We start from the raw sequence: 16534 nt of genomic DNA, 5'->3' as shown, positions 1-16534 counted from the left end.
GGGCCGCTTCCAAGGGCTTGCCCCAGCCGTCGACCCCACCCATTGGCCTGATCGTTGGCCGGAAGGGGTTTAGCAGATCGCGGACGGTGCGGACAACGCACCCCGGTGGAGGGCCGGCATTGACCGCAGCGGTCCGCTGCGCATCCGTCCCCAAGGTTGCAGAAATTACAAATTTTGCATCATTTACAGACTTTTCCGGTCGCCGACGGGGATGTAACGTATGCCTGCATTTTTCCAATGCAACGACACGGATAAGGATGGCCGCGCCGATGCTGAACGAACCTGCGAAGGATGGGGTGCTGAACCGCAGCATCAATGATCTGCGCGTCCTCCTGATCGAAGACGACGACTTCACCCGCCGGCTGATGAGCCGCCTGCTGCAGGATTTGAAGGTCCGCCAAGTGTGGGAAGCGTCGGATGGCGTGTCGGCGCTGGCCATCCTGCGCGATCACCCGGAAAAGGTGGACCTCGCCATCTGCGACCTGGAAATGCCGCGGATGAGCGGGCTGGATCTGCTGCACGCCCTGCGGACGGCCACGGGCAATCCGCTGGCCGACCTTCCGGTGATCGTGCTGACCGCCCACCGCGAGGCGGACACCGTCAAGCGGGCCATCGCCTACGGCATCTCCGGCTATCTGGTGAAGCCGGTGTCGAAGGCCGACCTCGTGAAGAGGCTGACCTTCGTCCTTCAGAAAGGCCGCTGAGAGAACTTTCCCAATCATAACGAGTGGCCGGTCGGAAACCGAGTTATTCGGCGCAGTAATTATTTGGCGCAGTCAGGCGTTGCGGGAACGGATGGGAGGGGACACCTTCCTTCCGAAGACCCCTCTGAGCGGAGACGCCGTGCCATGCCGGGGACCGTCCGGCCCATCCCAGCTCCGCTGCGGATCGCCTCGAATCCCATCGTGGACCGCCGCGAGGAGTTGGCGCGCGCCGTCGTCGCCATCCAGTTCGAGCGCTGGCCGGCGCTCTATGCCCGCTACGGCGAGGCCGGCCGGGAGCGCTGCGTCGAGGATGTCGGCTTCCACCTTCTGTATCTGGCGGAGGCAGTGGCGAGCGACAGCCCGGCGCTGTTCCGCGAGTATGTGGCCTGGGTCAAGATCCTCTTCGCCGGAATCGGCATTCCGGACGAGGAACTGGGTGAAAGCCTGGAGATCCTCCGCGACGTGGTGGCCGCCCGGGTCGATCCCGCCACGGCGACGCGCATGCACGCCTGCGTGGGGGAGGGTCTGTCGGTGCTGCCCGGCCTGCCGCGGGAGGCGCCGCCTTTCGTCCGGTCGGACGCGCCGCTCGGCGTGCTCGCGCGCACCTATATGGACGCGCTGCTGGCTGGTGACCGGCGCCGGGCGGCGGCGCTGGTGACGGAGGCCACGACCATCGGGGCGACGGTGCCCGACCTCTACCTGCATGTGTTCCAACCGGCCCTGCGCGAGATCGGGCGGCTGTGGCAGAGCCGGGCGATCACCGTGGCGCACGAGCATTTCGCCACTGCCGCCACCCAGGCGATCATGGGCCAACTCTACCCGACGATCTTCGCCGCCGAGCGGCGCGGCTTGTCCATGGTCGCCACCTGCGTCAGCGGGGAGCAGCACGAAATCGGCATCCGCATGGTCGCCGACTTCTTCGAGATGGCCGGCTGGGACAGCCATTATCTCGGCGCCAACACGCCTGCGACCAGCATCATCCACGCGCTGCGGGAGCGGAACGCCCAGATTCTGGCGGTATCGGCCACCATCACCGCCCATGTCGGGCGGGTCGCCGCCCTCATCGCCGCGGTGCGCGCCGCGCCATGGGAGCGGCCGCCGCAGGTGCTGGTCGGCGGCTATCCCTTCAACCTCGTCCCGGAATTGTGGCGGACGGTCGGCGCCGATGCCTTCGCCCCCGGCGCGCAGGAGGCCGTCGCCATCGCGGAGCGGCTGATCGGTCCCGCAGCCCCGGACCGCGCCGCCGGTGTTGCCTGATGAGCATGGCGTGAAGGAGGGGACATGGACGGGCTGGTCCTGACCTGCGACCACGACGGGCGGCTGCGCGCCTTGCACCGGTTGGGCGCCGGACTGCCGGGATTGACGGGAAAGCCCGGCACGCCCTTTCCGGCCCTGTTCGGCCCGGACGCGGTGGCGGGCGCGCTGGATCTGTTCAGCGGCCTGCGGAAGTCGGGCCGGACGCTCGACCATCCCGTGCCCAGCCGACTCGACCCCGGCGGGGTGCTCCATGTCAGCGGGCTCAGCGACGCGGAGGGCATGGTGTTGGCCGTGGCGCCGGCTCCCGGCGGGCTCCCGGCCCTGATGGACGCGCTGGACGCGCTCAATCCGCGGCTGGCCCGGCGGTTCGCCCCCCTCGGGTCGGCGGTTGCGAAGCCGGAGCTTCCCAGCGCGGACGCGCTGTTCGACGAGATGACCCTTCTCAACAACGACCTCGCCAACGCCCAGCGGGCGCTCGCCAAGGCCAACGCCGAGCTGGCCGCCAGCAACGAGCAGAAGAACCGGCTGATGGGCATGCTGGCCCACGATCTGCGCACGCCGCTCCAGGTCGTCGCCGGCTTCGCGGAGTTGTTGGAGCAGCGGTTGGACGGGCGGTTGGATCCGACGGAGCGCGCCTGCCTGGAGCGCATCCGGGAAACCAGCCTGTCCATGCGCCACATGGTGGAGGATGCGCTGTCCCTGGCGGCGCTTCAGGCGGGGCGGCTGCGGCTGGCGCGGCGACCATCCGATCTGGCGGCGCTGGTGAGTCGGAACGTCTCGATGAACCGCGTGTTGGCCGAGGGCAAGTCCATCACCATCGAGCTGTCCGTGCCCGAACACCCGCTGCCCTTGGCCGACATCGACCCGGCCAAGCTGGATCAGCTTCTCAACAACCTTCTGTCGAACGCCATCAAATACTCCGACCGTGGCGGACGGGTCGGCGTCGCCCTGGGCGAGGCCCCGAGCGAAGGCGGCGGCTGGGCGCGCATCCGCGTGTCCGACGACGGGCGGGGCATTCCTCCGGCCGAGCTGGCGCAGCTGTTCCAGCCCTTCACCCGCACCGGCCGGCTGGGCACGGAAGGGGAAGGGACGGTCGGCCTCGGCCTGCACATCTGCCGGTCCATCGCGGAGGGGCATGGCGGCCGCATCACCGCCGATTCGGCGCCGGGGCGCGGCTCGACCTTCACCGTGGAGTTGCCATTGGTGGCATCATCCCCTTGAGAAACGGCACATTCCACGGATGGGGTGGCGCACCGACCGGCGATGCTGTAAAAGGACCCCCTACGATGTTGCGACGCGAAAGGTCCATGGGTTTACCCTTCCGCCGTTTCGGGCGGCCTCCGTGGGGAGCGCCGTGAGCGACGGCCGACCTCCCGACACGTCCCCGGACCGTCAGGCTCCTGAGGACGTTGACCGCGGCGACGCCGCGCCCACCGGCTTCCCGCCGGTGAACCCCGCTTCGGCGGTGCTGGACGATTTCCTGAACCACGACCATGGCGCGCGGATCGCGCTGGGCGACCTCGTGGGCATTCTGGGCGACCGCGCCTTCGGCGCCCTGCTTCTGATCCTGTCCATTCCGAACATCCTGCCGGTGCCGGGCCTGTCCACGGCGACGGGCCTGCCGATGCTGCTGATCGGCGCCCAGATCGCCGCCGGGCGCGACCGCCCCTGGCTGCCGCGCCGGCTGGCCGCCCTCACGCTCGACCGGGACGCCTTCCTGCGCGTGATCGCGAAGGCGAAGCCGCACGTCGACCGGCTGGAGCGGCATCTGCGCCCGCGTCTGCCGGCGATGACCGCCCCCACGGCAGAACGGCTGCTCGGCGTGGCCGTGATGATCCTGGCCGGAATCCTGGCCCTCCCCATCGTCTTCGGCAACCAGCCGCCGGCGCTGGCCATTGCGCTGATCGCGCTGGGGCTGATCGAGAAGGATGGGGCCTTCGTCATCGCCGGCCTGATCGCCGGGCTGATCGCCATCGTCATCGTCGCCGCCATCCTGTTCGGTTTCGGGCAGGCCGGCATTCTGATCTTCGACAAACTGTCTTCATAAAAGGGAGCGCCCGCGGGCTCGACGCCATGATTTGGGAAGTACTGGTCATCATATTGCTGATCCTGCTGAACGCCTTTTTCGCGATGTCGGAAATGGCGCTGGTGTCGTCGCGACGCGCGCGGCTTCAGCAGATGGCCGAGGAAACACGCAGCAAGGGCGCCCGCGCCGCGCTGAAACTGTCGGAGGACCCCGGCAATTTCCTCTCCACCGTGCAGGTCGGCATCACGCTGATCGGCATCATCGCCGGTGCCTACGGCGGTGCGACCCTGGCCGACCGGCTGGGCACGGTCCTCGACGCCAACGTCGCCTGGATCGCCCCCTACGGGCAGCAGGTCGGCTTCGCGCTGGTCGTCGCCGCGATCACCTACCTGTCGCTGATCGTCGGCGAACTGGTGCCCAAGCGCATGGCGCTGGTGAACGCGGAGCGCATCGCCGCCGGCGTGGCCGGCCCGATGAGCGTCCTGTCGCGCGTCGCCATGCCGCTGGTCTGGCTGCTCGGCGTCTCGACCGAGGGCTTGATGAAGCTGCTGCGCCTGCCCACCGCGCGCGAGCAGACCGTCACCGAGGAGGAGGTCAAGAGCCTCATCAAGGAGGGCACCCAGAGCGGCGTCTTCGAGCCCGCCGAGCGGCAGATGATCGAGGGCGTGTTCCGGCTGTCCGACCGCACCGCGCGGTCGATCATGACGCCGCGCCCGGACCTCGTGTGGATCGACCTCGACGACCCGCCCGACGCCATCGCCAAGGAGATCCAGGCCAGCGGCTATTCCCGCTTCCTGGTCTGCCGCGGCGACGTGGACGAGGTGCAGGGCATCGTGTCCAGCAAGGCGCTGCTCAACCAGGCGCTCCAGGGACGCAGCTTCGACCTGCGCGAGGCCATGGTGGAGCCGCTGATCGTCCATGACGGCACCCCCGTCCTGCGGCTGCTGGAGCTGTTCAAGCAGGCCAGCATCCACATGGCCGTGGTGGTGGACGAGTATGGCAGCGTCGAGGGCATCGCCACCGTCACCGACATCATGGAGGCCATCGCCGGCGAGATGCCCGAACAGGGGCAGGAAGGCGACGGATTCGCGGTCCAGCGCGACGACGGCTCGTGGCTGGTGGACGGCATGACCCCGGTGGAGGAGGTGGAGTCGCTGGTCGGCGTGAAGGGCTTGAAGGGCGAGGGCGACTATCACACCATCGCCGGCTTCATGCTGGACCGGCTGGGCCATGTGCCCACCGCCGCGGAGCATTTCCACTGGAACGGCCTGCGCTTCGAGGTCGTCGACATGGACGGCCGGCGCATCGACAAGGTGCTGATCCAGGAGAACGGCGAGATTTCGGAGGGCTGAGAAAGCGCTCCGAAGAGCGGTATCACAACTCGGTGACGCCGCTCTTCGGGATACGGACCTCGCGGTGGACCGACATGCTGAGCAGAAGCCCCACGCCGATCATCAGCGTCATCATCGCCGACCCGCCGTAGGACACCAGCGGCAGCGGGATGCCCACCACCGGGATCAGGCCGGTCACCATCGACACGTTGACCATCACGTAGAGGAAGAACTGCGCGGTCATGCCGACCGCCACCAGCCGGGCGAACTGGCTGCGGCAGCTCAGCGCGATGACCACGCCGTAGATGAACAGCATCAGGTACAGCGCCAGCAGGATCAGCGCGCCGACCATCCCGAACTCCTCCGCCAGCACCACGAAGATGAAGTCGGTGTGCTTCTCCGGCAGGAACATCAATTGGCTCTGCGAGCCGGACATGAAGCCCTTGCCGAACAGCCCGCCCGACCCCAGGGCGATCTTCGACTGGAGGATGTTGTAGCCGGCGCCGAGCGGGTCGGTTTCCGGGTCGAGGAAGGTGTAGACGCGCTGCTTCTGGTAATCGTGCAGGAATTCCCAGGCGACGGGAATCACCGCCAGCCCCCCGCCGATGACCAACAGGAACTTCCAGATCCGCACACCCGCGGCGAAGAAGACGGCGCCGCTGCCCATGATCAGCAGGAGCGAAGTGCCCAAATTCGGCTGCATCAGCACCAGGGCCACCGGGATGAAGACCAGCAGCAAGGGCGGGATCAGCAGCAGCGGGCGGCCGATCTGGTCCAGCGAGATGCCGTGGAAGTAGCGGGCCAGCGCCAGGGTCAGCGCCGGCTTCATCAGCTCCGACGGTTGGAGCTGGAAGAATCCCAGGTCGATCCAGCGCTGGGCGCCCATGCCGATGCGGCCCATCAACTCCACCGCCACCAGCAGGCAGAGCACGATCAGGAAGATGGCGTAGGCCGACTTCATGAGATGCCGCACGTCGACCAGCGCGATGATCAGCATCAAGACGAGGCCGGGGACGGCGCGGACGAGCTGCGGTTGCGCCCAGGGTTTCCAGTTGCCGCCGGCGGCCGAGTAGAGAAGGGCCACCCCGACCGACGTGATGATGCAGACCAGGAGCACCAGCCCCCAGTTGATCATGCGGAACTTGCTGCCGAGCGTCAGTTCCGGGCGCTGCGGGGCAAGCCCGCCCGACCCGTGGTTCGAAAGGACCGCGACCATGAGGAAACGTTCGTTGTGTCCGGGGGCGTCCGTGCCGGAAGGGCAAGCGGCGGCGCCTTGCGCGGCGGATACTGCACCAGCGCCGCCCTCCGGTAAAGCCGCCCGGTCCCGCCGCCTTAAAACTGCTTCAGAAGCCGGTCAGAACTGCTTCAGCAGGCGGTCGATGTACTCGCGCTCCATCTGCGGCCGGCCGTACTGGCCGGAGCGGCGGCGCAGCTCGTCGAGGATTTCGCGGGCGCGCTGGAGTTCGGCTTCCTCGGGGATCTTCACGTCCTCGTTGTTGTAGTTGCCGAAGCCGGAGGGGCGGCGGCCCAGCGGGTCGCGGTTGCGGCCCTGGCCCTGGCGCTGCTGCGCCTGTCCGGGCTGCTGCCCGCTCATCGCCGGACCCTGCTGGCCCATCATCTGCTGCATCATCTGCTCGGCCATTGCCTGCATGCCCTGCTGAAGCTCGTCCATCGCCTGGGTCTGCGGCGGAACGGCGGAGCCGGGCTGCCCCTGCTGGAGCGCCTGGCCCGCGTCGCGCATCGCCCGTTCGGCACGGCCGAGCGGGCGCGGGATCTCGCCGCCCTGCTGCTCGCCCATGCGGCGCATCAGCTCGCCGAGCTGGCGGCGCAGCGCCTCCTGCTGTTCGGCCTGTTGCTGCATCAGCGGGCTGCCGGATTGACCCTGCTGCCCTTGCTGCCCCTGCTGAGGCCGACCCTGGCGGTTGCGCGGTCCCTGCTGCTGGCCCTGCTGCCCGTCCTGCCGGCCCATCTGCTCCTGCGACTGGCGGAAGGTCTGGTCGAGCAGCTGCTGCTGCCGCTGCGTCAGCTCCTGAAGCTCGCGCATCATCTGCGCCGCCTCGTTCTGGCCCTGCTGCTGCATCTGGGCCATGGCGCCGTTGCGCATGTTCTCCATCATCTGCTGGAGCTGGGACAGCATCTGCCGCGCGGCGTCGCGGGCGCCGGTCTCGGCCATCTGCCGCATCTGCTCCATCATGCGCTGAAGGTCCTGGCGGTCCATCATCTGGTCGGCCATTTCCGGCGGAACCATGGGAATTTGCTCGCCGCGCTCCAGCGCCTCGCGCATCTGCTGCTCCATGGCGTCGAGGAACTTGTCGAGCGCCGCTTGAAGCTCGTCCATCAGCTTCTTCAGCTCCTGGTCGTCGGCGCCGCGTTCCAGCGCCTCGGCGAGACGGCTCTCGGCGTCGCGCAGGTCGCGCTCGGCGAGCGACAGCCCGCCGTCCTCGATGCGCAGCGCGGTTTCCCACAGAAGCTGCTGGACGGCGGGGACGGAGGCCGCTTCCTCGTCGAGCAGCAGGCGATTCACCGCGGTGCGCATCGCCAGGAAGGCCACCAGATCGCCGCCGAACTGGCTGGGTCTGGACGAGATATCGGCCAGCGCGCGCGCCACCTCGATGCGGAGCTGCTGGGGTCGCAGGGTCAGCTTCTTGCGCTCTTCCACGATGGCGCGGGCGACCGGGTGGTTGAAGACGCGCTCCGGCAGGACCATCGCCACGTCCTCCGTGCTGCCGGTCTGGCCGGCGCCGTCGAGGGCGGTCAGGCGGATGGTGACGTTCAGCCCGGCCCAGGGATGGGCGGTCAGGTCGTGGAAGCCGGCGTTGCGCGCCTCGCGCGGGCGGACGCCGGGCAGGGCCAGAGGCAGCTCCAGCGGGCTGCGGTCGAGCGCCGGGGCCTCGCCCTCCGGCAGGGCCAGCCGCACGACGGCCTTGGCCTCGGCCAGCCCGTAGTCGTCCTGCGCGGTGTAGTCCAGCCGCAGCGCGCCGCGCTCCCCCTTGGCCGGGGGGCTGGCGTAGGCGATGGTCGGCGGGTTGTCTGGGATGATCCGCACGTTCCAGCCGCCCAGCAGGTTGGCCCCTTGGGTCACGGCGATGCGGGCGCCGTCCTCGATGGGCTGCTGGATCTGGAAGGTGGACGAGTCCACCGCTTCGAAAGCGGTGGTCTTGCTGCCGGCTTCCAGCGACGGGGTGCCGCCGCCGCCGCTGACGCGGGCCAGCACGAGGCTGCCCTTGGGGACCGGTACGGGGTCGGCGAGGCTCGGCGTGTGGGCGGGGTTGGCCGATTTCAGGAAGACCGGCGGCAGGCCGGTGTATTCCGGCGGCGTCACCCACAGGTCGAGCGTCGCGACCGACGCCGTGGCCGGTCCACCGAAATGCGGGGTGACCGCGGCGGCCAGCCGCGGCTTCCAGTCGCCCCAGGTCGCCCCGCCCGCGGCGATCAGCACGAGCGCCACCAGCGCGCGCAGGGCGTAACGGTCCCGGGCGGCGAGGCCGTCGGACGGCGGCATGGCGACGCGCAGCCGCCGCATGGCGGCGCGCACCCGCTCTTGGTGCAGGCGCCACAGCTCCGCGGCGACGGGGTCATTGCCGGCGGGCGTGTCGCGCAGGGCGTGGAGGGGGCGGTGGGGCAGGCCGCTGTCGCGCTCCAGCCGGCGGCGGGCGGCGTCCTCATCCGGCAGGCGGAAGGCGCGCAGCCCGCGCCACCCCGTCCAGCCAATGGCGGCGACGAAGAGCAGCAGGACCAGGGCGTGCAGCCAGCCCGGCAACAGCAGGAAGACGTTCAGCAGGGCCAGGGCGAGGAAGGCCCCGGCGATGGTGATGGGCGCCCAGAGCGCCGGCCACAGCCGTTCCCAGAGCAGGGCGGCGCGGGCCTGCCCCATGCGGAGGCGGGGCTCCCGCGGGGCGGGTGCGGGGGGTGCCTCCTTGCGCAGGGGGAACCGGAACCCGTCCTTGCTGTCGCTCATGCCGCTCTCCCGTCAGGTCAGGCACCGGGCGGGAGGAGAAACCGCCGCCGGAACATCGTCAGGATATAGGCTCGGCCGCGCCGTCTGTCGCGGTCCGGCATGCCGGTTCGTTACCGAAACATCGGGCCATGTCCAAAATATGGCGGGGTCCAAAATATGGCGGGCCGATGGAAGGCACAGGGTGCGGCGCCCCTCTTGTCTCAGGGCCGTCCGAATTCACGACGGTGGACGGTGGGTCGTTCTCCAGAAGGCGAGGCGCATCGCGCCCGTCCAACTGCACCCGATCAGGAGCGGCCCCATGCCAAGCCCCAAGACCTTCTCGACTGCGAATGCCACCGGGGAGCGATACACGCTCGACCCCGCCAAGGCTGGCCATGTCCTTGTCTATCGGTTCGCCGACAAGGCCAAGGCGACCGACTGGAGGTCGCGCCGCCGGAACACCGTCGGCGGCGGCTTCGCCAAACCCAGCGATTCGGTGTTGAACGACTGGGCGCTCAAGCAAAGCTCGTACGGCAGCCAGTCGGAGAACGCGAACGACAACCCCTTCCTGTCCGTCGCCACGGATTACGAAGCCCTCTATGGCCGGGCCGAGGGCTGGGTGAAGAAGATCCTCGAGACGGCGCCCGATCTGGGGGTTTTCTCGGTACCTTACGACAAGCTCTATCGGCCGTCGCCGACCAAGCCGTTGTCGAAGGAGGAAACCGAGTGGCTGTACTATGACGGGGACGCCGAACTCGTGTCCTACCTGAAGACGTGGGCGGTCAATCCCTACAAGAAATAGACGGCGCCCGGTCCGAAGGTTCTGAGCGCCGGGCTTCCGCGGCCCGGCCCTCAGGCCGTCGGGGCCGCCGCGCCGGAACTCCCGCCCCGCCCGTCCAGCCATTCGCCGAACCATTTGTCCATGACCAGGATATGGCCGCAGAGCCACATCTCGACGTAGCTCTGGAGGAACTGGACCTCCTCCGGATCGCGCGCGCCGGAATCGGATTGCCGGCGGACGAAGTCGGCGAAGGTGTCGTGCATCGTCTTGTGCTTGGTGTAGTCGGGGTAGCCGACCGCGTGCATCAACCCTTCCTCGCGGCGGAAATGATAGGCCGAATAATCGGCCAGCTCGCGCAGGAAGCGGTTCGCGGACTCGCGGGTTTCGCCGGCGGCGATGGCTGCGCTGAACTGGTTGAACAGCTGGAACAGGCGCTGGTGGTCTCCGTCCACTGCGCTCTGTCCAATGGCATAGGCCGCGTCCCACTCCATGATGTTCCCCGCCCGTTTCTCGAACGGGGAATCATACGCCTTACGGGTGATTCTGTGCAGCGGTTATTGCAGGCCGGCAACCGTCGCGGCTCAGTCCTTCAGCCAGTCCGGCACGCGGTCCAGCGCCAGCAGCTCCTCCACTGACACGCGCGGCCGGATGACGGAGAACCGGTCGCCGTTCACCAGCACCTCCGGGATCAGCGGGCGGGTGTTGTAGGTGGAGGACATGACCGCGCCGTAGGCCCCCGCCGACAGGATCGCCACCAGCTCGTCCGGCGCCATCGCCGGCAGCGCGCGCTGGAGCGCGAAGGTGTCGCCGCTCTCGCAGACCGGACCGACGACGTCGTAGGGCTCGGTGGCGGCGCCCCTGGCGGGCTCGGTCACTGGGACGATGCCGTGATAGGCCTCGTAGAGGGTGGGGCGGATCAGGTCGTTCATCGCCGCGTCGATGATGACGAAGCGGCGGTGCAGCCCCTGCTTCAGGTAGATCACCCGCGACACCAGGACGCCGGCGTTGCCGACCAGCGAGCGGCCCGGCTCCAGCGAGATGCGGCAGCCGAGGTTGCCGGTGATCGACTTCACCATGGCGGCGTAGTCGGCGATGTCCGGCGGCGCCTCGTGCTTGTAGACGATGCCCAGCCCACCGCCGAGGTCGAGGCGGGTGATGTCGTGCCCGTCCTCGCGCAGGACGTGGAGCAGCGCCGCAACCCGCTCGTAGGCGGCGCGGAAGGGGGCGAGGTCGGTCAGCTGCGACCCGATGTGGACGGCGATGGCCACCGGCTTGATGCCCGGCAGCCTGGCGGCCTGGGCGTAGACCTCCCGCGCGTGGTCGTAATCGACGCCGAACTTGTTCTCCTTCTTGCCCGTCGCGATCTTGGCGTGGGTCTTGGCGTCCACGTCCGGATTCACGCGGAAGGCGATGGGCGCGGTGACGCCCAGGCTGACCGCCACCTCCGACAGGGCCTCCACCTCCGGGATGGATTCCACGTTGATCTGGTGGATTCCGGCCTCCAGCGCGGCGCGCATCTCCTCGCGCGTCTTGCCGACCCCGGAGAAGATGATCTTGGCCGCCGGGATGCCGCCGGCCAGCGCGCGCCGCATCTCGCCCCCCGACACCACGTCGGCGCCGGCGCCAAGCCGGGCGAAGGCGCGGATGACCGCGAGGTTGGAGTTGGCCTTCACCGCGTAGCAGACGTCGGCGTCCTGCCCCGCGAAGGCCCCGGCATAGGCGCTGTAATGCGCCTCCAGCGCCGCCGTGGAGTAGCAGTAGAAGGGCGTGCCGACCTCCGCCGCGATGGTGGACAGCGGCACGGACTCGGCGTGCATCACGCCGTTGCGGTAGGCGAAGGCGCTCATGGGAAGCGGGCTCCGGAGGACGGCTGACCGGGCTTGGGGTCGGTCTTCGGGTTCGGGTAGGTGCCGGGGAACGTGTCGGCTTCCTTGCCCTGCGGGGGATCGACGAAGCTCGGCTTCTTGCCGCAGCCGGCCAGCGTCAGCGCGACGGCAGCGGTCGCCAGGATCAGCAGCGGGCGCCTCACAGGAAGCGCTCCCGCGCCGCCGCGACGGCCTCGCGCACGCGGACGGGGGAAGCGCCGCCGAAGCTGCGCCGGCTGTCCAGCGACGCCTCGATGCTCAGCGCCGGGAAGACGGATTCGGTGATGCGCGGCTCGATGGCCTGCAACTCCTCCAGCGTCAGGGCGGTCAGCCCGACGCGCTTGTCCTCCGCCGCCTTCACGGCGCGCCCGGTGATGTGGTGCGCCTCGCGGAAGGGGATGTCCAGCTCCCGCACCAGCCAGTCGGCGAGGTCGGTGGCGTTGAGGAAGCCGCGGTCGGTCGCCTCGCGCAGCGCCGGCACGTTCGGCTGCATGTCGCGCACCATGCCCTCCATGGCGGCGATGCACAGCGCCAGCGTGTCGTCGGCCTCGAAGACCGGCTCCTTGTCTTCCTGCATGTCCTTGGAATAGGCCAGCGGCAGGCCCTTCATGGCGACCAGCAGGCTGTTCAGGCTGCCGATGACCCGCCCGGCCTTGGCGCGCACCAGCTCCGCCGCGTCCGGGTTCTTCTTCTGCGGCATGATCGAGGAGCCGGTGGTGAAGGCGTCCGTCAGCTTGATGAAGCGGAACTGGGCCGAGCACCACAGCACGATCTCCTCCGCGAAGCGGGAGAGGTGCATGCCGCAGATGCTCGCGGCGGCCAGATACTCCAGCGCGAAGTCGCGGTCGGACACGGCGTCCAGCGAGTTTGCGGTGGGCCGGTCGAAGCCCAGGGCCTCCGCCGTCATGAAGCGGTCGATGGGGTAGGGCGTGCCGGCCAGCGCGGCGGAGCCGAGCGGGCACTCGTTCAGCCGGGCGCGGGCGTCGCGCAAGCGGCCGCGGTCGCGCCCGAACATCTCCACATAGGCCAGCAGATGGTGGCCGAAGCTGACCGGCTGGGCGGCCTGGAGGTGGGTGAAGCCCGGCATCACCGTGTCGGTGTGCTTCTCCGCCAGATCGATGAGGGCGGCCTGGAGCGCCGTCAGCCCCTGGTCGGCGCGGTCGAGCGCGTCGCGCACCCACAGCTTGAAGTCGGTTGCCACCTGATCGTTGCGCGACCGCCCGGTGTGCAGGCGCTTGGCGGGTTCGCCGATCAGCTCGGCGAGCCGGGCCTCCACGTTCATGTGGATGTCCTCCAGTTCCACCTTGAAGGTGAAGGCTCCGGAGTCGATCTCTTCCTTGACCCGGTCCAGCCCTTCGCGGATGGCATCGGCGTCGGCCTGGGTTATGATGCCCTGGCGCGCCAGCATGGCGGCGTGGGCCTTCGACCCGGCGATGTCCTGGTCGGCCAGCCGCTTGTCGAAGCCGATGGAGGCGTTGATCCTCTCCATGATGGCGGCGGGACCGCGGGCGAAGCGGCCGCCCCACATCTGGCTGGCGGCCGGGGCCGAGCGGTCCTGGGCGGTGCGGTCTTGATGGTTCGGCTTGGGCTGTTCGGCGCTCATGGCGGACACAATACGGGTGGGAGGACGGGAAGCGTGAGTATGCGGACTTTGGCGGCCACCGCAATCTTTTGTGTGACGCTGGGCGGTGCCGGGCTGTGGATGGCGCTGGCCGGACCGGCGGCCCCGCCGCCCCCCGCCGTGCTGACGCTGGACCAGCCCGCCACCGGCGCGACGGCGGTGGGGCTGGACAAGTTCCGCTACATGGAGCCGCTGACGCCGGTGCCGGAACTGCCCTTCCTCGACGGGGAGGGGCGCCGGGTCGACCTGTCGGAGTTCAAGGACCGTCTGGTCCTGCTGAACCTCTGGGCGACATGGTGCGCGCCCTGCGTGAAGGAGATGCCGGCGCTCGACCGCCTCCAGGCGCAGTTGGGCGGGCCGGGCTTCCAGGTGGTGGCGCTGTCGGTGGACCGCGGCGGCAAGGATCAGGTGCAGCCCTTCTACCAGCGGACCGGCGTGAAGAACCTCGACCTCTATCTCGACCCGTCGAGCGCCTCCATGCAGACGCTGAAGCTGCGCGGCCTGCCGACCACCCTGCTGGTTGACCAGGAAGGGCGCGAGCTTGGCCGCATCGAAGGCGCGGTGGAATGGGATTCGCCGGAAGTCATCGCCTTTCTGCGCAAGCACATGGGCCACGGCGGCGGTCCCAACCGCGACAGCCGCAGCGGCGTGGTGAAGACGGGCGGGTGATGCGCCTGAAGTCCCTTCTCCCCTCCGGGGAGAAGGTCAGGATGAGGGGGCGGCCGCAGGCCGACAACAGAGTCACTTTGCAGAGCGCGGACGTCCATGCGGGCGCCCCCTCACCCAAACCCTCTCCCCGGAGGGGCGAGGGAATTCATGTCACTCCGACGATCCCGACGTTCCAGGCGGGGCGTCGCCCGGCGGCGCCTGGGTCTGCGGCGGGGCCGGGCCGCGCGCCAATTCGGCCATGATGCCCCGCGCCTCCTCGAAATGGCTGTGCAGCATGGGCAGGGCGTCACGGGCGAAGTCGCCGGTCTCGCCGCCGCGCTCGGCTTGGGCCTCGTACAGCTTGATGGCCCGGGCGTGGGTCTCCTCCTCCGCGGCCATGTAGCGGCGGTCGAAGGCCTCCTCCGGCGTGTCGCGCAGGCTGGACATGTGGGCGCGGGCGGACAGGCCCAATTCGCGCGGGATGGGAATGCCGTGGCGCAGCGCCATGCCGGCCAGCCGGTCCGTCTTCAGCCCGTGGTCATCGGCCATGCGGCGGGCGAAGCGGCGAACCGGCTCCGTCTCCGCCCGGTCCTGGGCCAGCTTGCCGAGCGCCTGCTCGGCCATGCCGTCGGCCAGGGCCTCGGCGATGAAGTTGCGCTCCTGCCGGGACAGGGTGGAGGGCGAGGCCGGGACTGAGCCCGGCGCCTGCGCCAGGACCGGGCTGGACAGGCAGGTCACAAGCATCGCCGTCAGGAAGCCGCGCCGCATCGCCCCCGTCCTTTCCGCTGTTCGCCACGATGCCCCTGCGGGACGAACAGAGCGCGAGCGCAGCGGTTCCGCAGACGCACAAAACCCGCCCTAGTTTCCCAAGGGCGGGCTTCGTTGCATCATCCGTTCGGAACCGCCGCGTCAGCGGGTCGGGACCGGCGGGTTCTTGGAGTAGTCGTAGAAGCCCCGGCCGACCTTGCGGCCGACCCAGCCGGCCTCGACATACTTCACCAGCAGCGGGCAGGGGCGGTACTTGCTGTCGGCCAGACCCTCGTAGAGGACCTGCATGACCGCCAGGCAGGTGTCCAGACCRATGAAGTCCGCCAGYTCCAGCGGGCCCATCGGGTGGTTGGCGCCCAGCTTCAGCGCCGTGTCGATGGCGTGGACGCCACCCACGCCCTCATAGAGGGTATAGACCGCCTCGTTGATCATCGGCAGCAGGATGCGGTTGACGATGAAGGCCGGAAAGTCCTCGGCCACCGCCGCGGTCTTGCCGATGTTCGCCGTCAGCTCGCTGATCGCGTTGAAGGTCGCCTCGTCCGTCGCGATGCCGCGGATCAGCTCGACGAGCTGCATCACCGGCACCGGGTTCATGAAATGCATGCCCATGAACTTGGAYGGGCGGTCCGTCGAGGCCGCGAGSCGGGTGATCGAGATCGACGAGGTGTTCGTCGCGATCAGCGCCTCGGGCTTCAGGTTGGGGACCAGCTTCTTGAAGATCTCGCGCTTGAGCGCTTCGTTCTCCGTCGCGGCCTCGACCACGAGATCGGCGTCATGGAACACGGACAGGTCGGACCCGGTGGAGATGCGGGCGATCGCCGCCGTCTTGTCGGCCTCCGTCAGCTTCCCCTTCTGAACCTGGCGGTCCATGTTCTTGGAGATGGCGGCCACCGACTTCTGCAGAATCTCCGGGCTGATGTCGGAGATGACGACCTCGTACCCCGCCTGCGCGCAGACGTGGGCGATGCCGCTGCCCATCTGGCCGGCACCGATGATGCCAATCTTCTTGATCGTGGACATATGAGCTTTCCCGCTTGTCTTTGGCCCGCTGGTCTTCCGAAGAGGACCGGCCGATTACGCCTTGCCCAGCTCGGCCGTCAGCTCCGGCACCGCCTTGAACAGGTCGGYGACGAGGCCGTAGTCGGCGACCTGGAAGATCGGCGCCTCCTCGTCCTTGTTGATGGCGACGATGACCTTGCTGTCCTTCATGCCGGCAAGGTGCTGGATGGCACCGGAGATGCCGACGGCGATGTACAGCTCGGGCGCCACGATCTTGCCGGTCTGGCCGACCTGGTAGTCGTTCGGCACGAAGCCGGCGTCCACCGCGGCGCGGCTGGCGCCGACCGCGGCCCCCAGCTTGTCGGCCAGCGCCTCCAGCAGCTTGAAGTTGTCACCCGACTGCATGCCGCGGCCGCCCGACACGACGATCTTGGCCTGGGTCAGCTCCGGACGCTCCGACTTCGTCAGCTCCTGGCCGACGAACTTGGCCGAACCGGCGTCGCCCGTCCCGGCGATGCTCTCGACCGTGGCCGAGCCGCCCGTGGCGGCCGCCGCCTCGAAGGCGGTGGTGCGCACCGTGACGACCTTGATCGGGTC

Annotated in this window: 16 protein-coding genes; 7 read left to right on the top strand and 9 right to left on the bottom strand. The window is 69.1% G+C overall.

From position 1 onward, the window contains the following. The first annotated feature begins 269 nt into the window (after positions 1-269). From AC1DVI_RS28660 to AC1DVI_RS28640, 5 genes are all read left to right on the top strand, one after another. Positions 270-704, top strand: a complete 435-nt coding sequence (locus AC1DVI_RS28660; protein ID WP_149166882.1) for a response regulator — start codon at positions 270-272, stop codon at positions 702-704. A gap of 144 nt (positions 705-848) precedes the next feature. Then, positions 849-1961: a cobalamin B12-binding domain-containing protein gene (locus tag AC1DVI_RS28655; RefSeq protein ID WP_476960860.1), complete on the top strand. Its 1113-nt coding sequence runs from the start codon at positions 849-851 to the stop codon at positions 1959-1961. Between the two features lie 24 nt (positions 1962-1985). Continuing rightward, positions 1986-3182 carry a sensor histidine kinase gene (locus AC1DVI_RS28650; protein WP_476960859.1) on the top strand — a complete coding sequence of 399 codons (1197 nt, stop codon included), beginning with the start codon at positions 1986-1988 and terminating at the stop codon, positions 3180-3182. Between the two features lie 133 nt (positions 3183-3315). Continuing rightward, a complete protein-coding gene (locus AC1DVI_RS28645) occupies positions 3316-4008 on the top strand; it encodes an exopolysaccharide biosynthesis protein (RefSeq protein WP_476960858.1) in 693 nt (230 codons plus the stop codon). A 26-nt stretch (positions 4009-4034) separates the two neighbouring features. Then, positions 4035-5339, top strand: a complete 1305-nt coding sequence (locus AC1DVI_RS28640) for a hemolysin family protein (protein ID WP_476960857.1) — start codon at positions 4035-4037, stop codon at positions 5337-5339. A gap of 22 nt (positions 5340-5361) precedes the next feature. Here the strand turns inward: AC1DVI_RS28640 and rodA are convergent, their stop codons facing one another. Beyond that, positions 5362-6534 (bottom strand): rod shape-determining protein RodA, encoded by a 1173-nt coding sequence (gene rodA, locus AC1DVI_RS28635; RefSeq protein ID WP_476960856.1) that lies wholly within the window; start codon positions 6532-6534, stop codon positions 5362-5364. Between the two features lie 138 nt (positions 6535-6672). After that, positions 6673-9276, bottom strand: a complete 2604-nt coding sequence (locus AC1DVI_RS28630; RefSeq protein ID WP_476960855.1) for a TIGR02302 family protein — start codon at positions 9274-9276, stop codon at positions 6673-6675. A gap of 298 nt (positions 9277-9574) precedes the next feature. Between AC1DVI_RS28630 and AC1DVI_RS28625 the strand changes: the two genes are divergently transcribed. Then, positions 9575-10057 (top strand): hypothetical protein, encoded by a 483-nt coding sequence (locus AC1DVI_RS28625; RefSeq protein WP_476960854.1) that lies wholly within the window; start codon positions 9575-9577, stop codon positions 10055-10057. Between the two features lie 50 nt (positions 10058-10107). Here the strand turns inward: AC1DVI_RS28625 and AC1DVI_RS28620 are convergent, their stop codons facing one another. The 4 genes from AC1DVI_RS28620 to argH all read right to left on the bottom strand — a co-directional run bounded on the left by AC1DVI_RS28620 (position 10108) and on the right by argH (position 13504). Further along, a complete protein-coding gene (locus tag AC1DVI_RS28620; RefSeq protein ID WP_476960853.1) occupies positions 10108-10527 on the bottom strand; it encodes a bacteriohemerythrin in 420 nt (139 codons plus the stop codon). A 90-nt stretch (positions 10528-10617) separates the two neighbouring features. After that, the gene (lysA, locus tag AC1DVI_RS28615; protein ID WP_476960852.1) at positions 10618-11883 is read right to left on the bottom strand and encodes a diaminopimelate decarboxylase; all 1266 of its coding nucleotides are present in this window, start codon (positions 11881-11883) and stop codon (positions 10618-10620) included. Next, positions 11880-12065: a hypothetical protein gene (locus AC1DVI_RS28610; protein ID WP_014197613.1), complete on the bottom strand. Its 186-nt coding sequence runs from the start codon at positions 12063-12065 to the stop codon at positions 11880-11882. Before AC1DVI_RS28610 ends, lysA begins: the two co-directional genes overlap by 4 nt. Continuing rightward, a complete protein-coding gene (gene argH / locus AC1DVI_RS28605) occupies positions 12062-13504 on the bottom strand; it encodes an argininosuccinate lyase (RefSeq protein WP_476960851.1) in 1443 nt (480 codons plus the stop codon). The genes AC1DVI_RS28610 and argH overlap by 4 nt, the downstream gene beginning before the upstream one ends. 39 nt (positions 13505-13543) lie before the next feature. Here argH and AC1DVI_RS28600 point away from each other — a divergent pair, with 39 nt between their 5' ends. Continuing rightward, the gene (locus AC1DVI_RS28600; protein WP_476960882.1) at positions 13544-14191 is read left to right on the top strand and encodes a TlpA family protein disulfide reductase; all 648 of its coding nucleotides are present in this window, start codon (positions 13544-13546) and stop codon (positions 14189-14191) included. A gap of 150 nt (positions 14192-14341) precedes the next feature. On the opposite strand, the gene AC1DVI_RS28595 is transcribed toward AC1DVI_RS28600, so the two are convergent. The 3 genes from AC1DVI_RS28595 to AC1DVI_RS28585 all read right to left on the bottom strand — a co-directional run. Beyond that, positions 14342-14938 carry a DUF4142 domain-containing protein gene (locus tag AC1DVI_RS28595; RefSeq protein WP_476960850.1) on the bottom strand — a complete coding sequence of 199 codons (597 nt, stop codon included), beginning with the start codon at positions 14936-14938 and terminating at the stop codon, positions 14342-14344. 141 nt (positions 14939-15079) lie between these two features. Then, positions 15080-15958 carry a 3-hydroxybutyryl-CoA dehydrogenase gene (locus AC1DVI_RS28590; protein ID WP_145627486.1) on the bottom strand — a complete coding sequence of 293 codons (879 nt, stop codon included), beginning with the start codon at positions 15956-15958 and terminating at the stop codon, positions 15080-15082. A gap of 54 nt (positions 15959-16012) precedes the next feature. Further along, positions 16013-16534 (bottom strand): electron transfer flavoprotein subunit alpha/FixB family protein (locus AC1DVI_RS28585; RefSeq protein WP_476960849.1); only part of this gene is annotated, 522 nt, incomplete at its 5' end.

The organism is Azospirillum sp. P4_B5 (assembly GCF_056402275.1).
This window is presented reverse-complemented; position numbering and strand designations above follow the sequence as displayed.

Excerpts from the sequence above, each read along its gene's own strand:
- AC1DVI_RS28660 (WP_149166882.1), top strand. The coding sequence starts at position 270 with ATGCTGAACGAACCTGCGAAGGATGGGGTGCTGAACCGCAGCATCAAT.
- AC1DVI_RS28655 (WP_476960860.1), top strand. The coding sequence starts at position 849 with ATGCCGGGGACCGTCCGGCCCATCCCAGCTCCGCTGCGGATCGCCTCG.
- AC1DVI_RS28650 (WP_476960859.1), top strand. The coding sequence starts at position 1,986 with ATGGACGGGCTGGTCCTGACCTGCGACCACGACGGGCGGCTGCGCGCC.
- AC1DVI_RS28640 (WP_476960857.1), top strand. The coding sequence starts at position 4,035 with ATGATTTGGGAAGTACTGGTCATCATATTGCTGATCCTGCTGAACGCC.
- rodA (WP_476960856.1), bottom strand. The coding sequence starts at position 6,534 with ATGGTCGCGGTCCTTTCGAACCACGGGTCGGGCGGGCTTGCCCCGCAG.
- AC1DVI_RS28630 (WP_476960855.1), bottom strand. The coding sequence starts at position 9,276 with ATGAGCGACAGCAAGGACGGGTTCCGGTTCCCCCTGCGCAAGGAGGCA.
- AC1DVI_RS28625 (WP_476960854.1), top strand. The coding sequence starts at position 9,575 with ATGCCAAGCCCCAAGACCTTCTCGACTGCGAATGCCACCGGGGAGCGA.
- AC1DVI_RS28620 (WP_476960853.1), bottom strand. The coding sequence starts at position 10,527 with ATGGAGTGGGACGCGGCCTATGCCATTGGACAGAGCGCAGTGGACGGA.
- lysA (WP_476960852.1), bottom strand. The coding sequence starts at position 11,883 with ATGAGCGCCTTCGCCTACCGCAACGGCGTGATGCACGCCGAGTCCGTG.
- argH (WP_476960851.1), bottom strand. The coding sequence starts at position 13,504 with ATGAGCGCCGAACAGCCCAAGCCGAACCATCAAGACCGCACCGCCCAG.
- AC1DVI_RS28600 (WP_476960882.1), top strand. The coding sequence starts at position 13,544 with ATGCGGACTTTGGCGGCCACCGCAATCTTTTGTGTGACGCTGGGCGGT.
- AC1DVI_RS28595 (WP_476960850.1), bottom strand. The coding sequence starts at position 14,938 with ATGCGGCGCGGCTTCCTGACGGCGATGCTTGTGACCTGCCTGTCCAGC.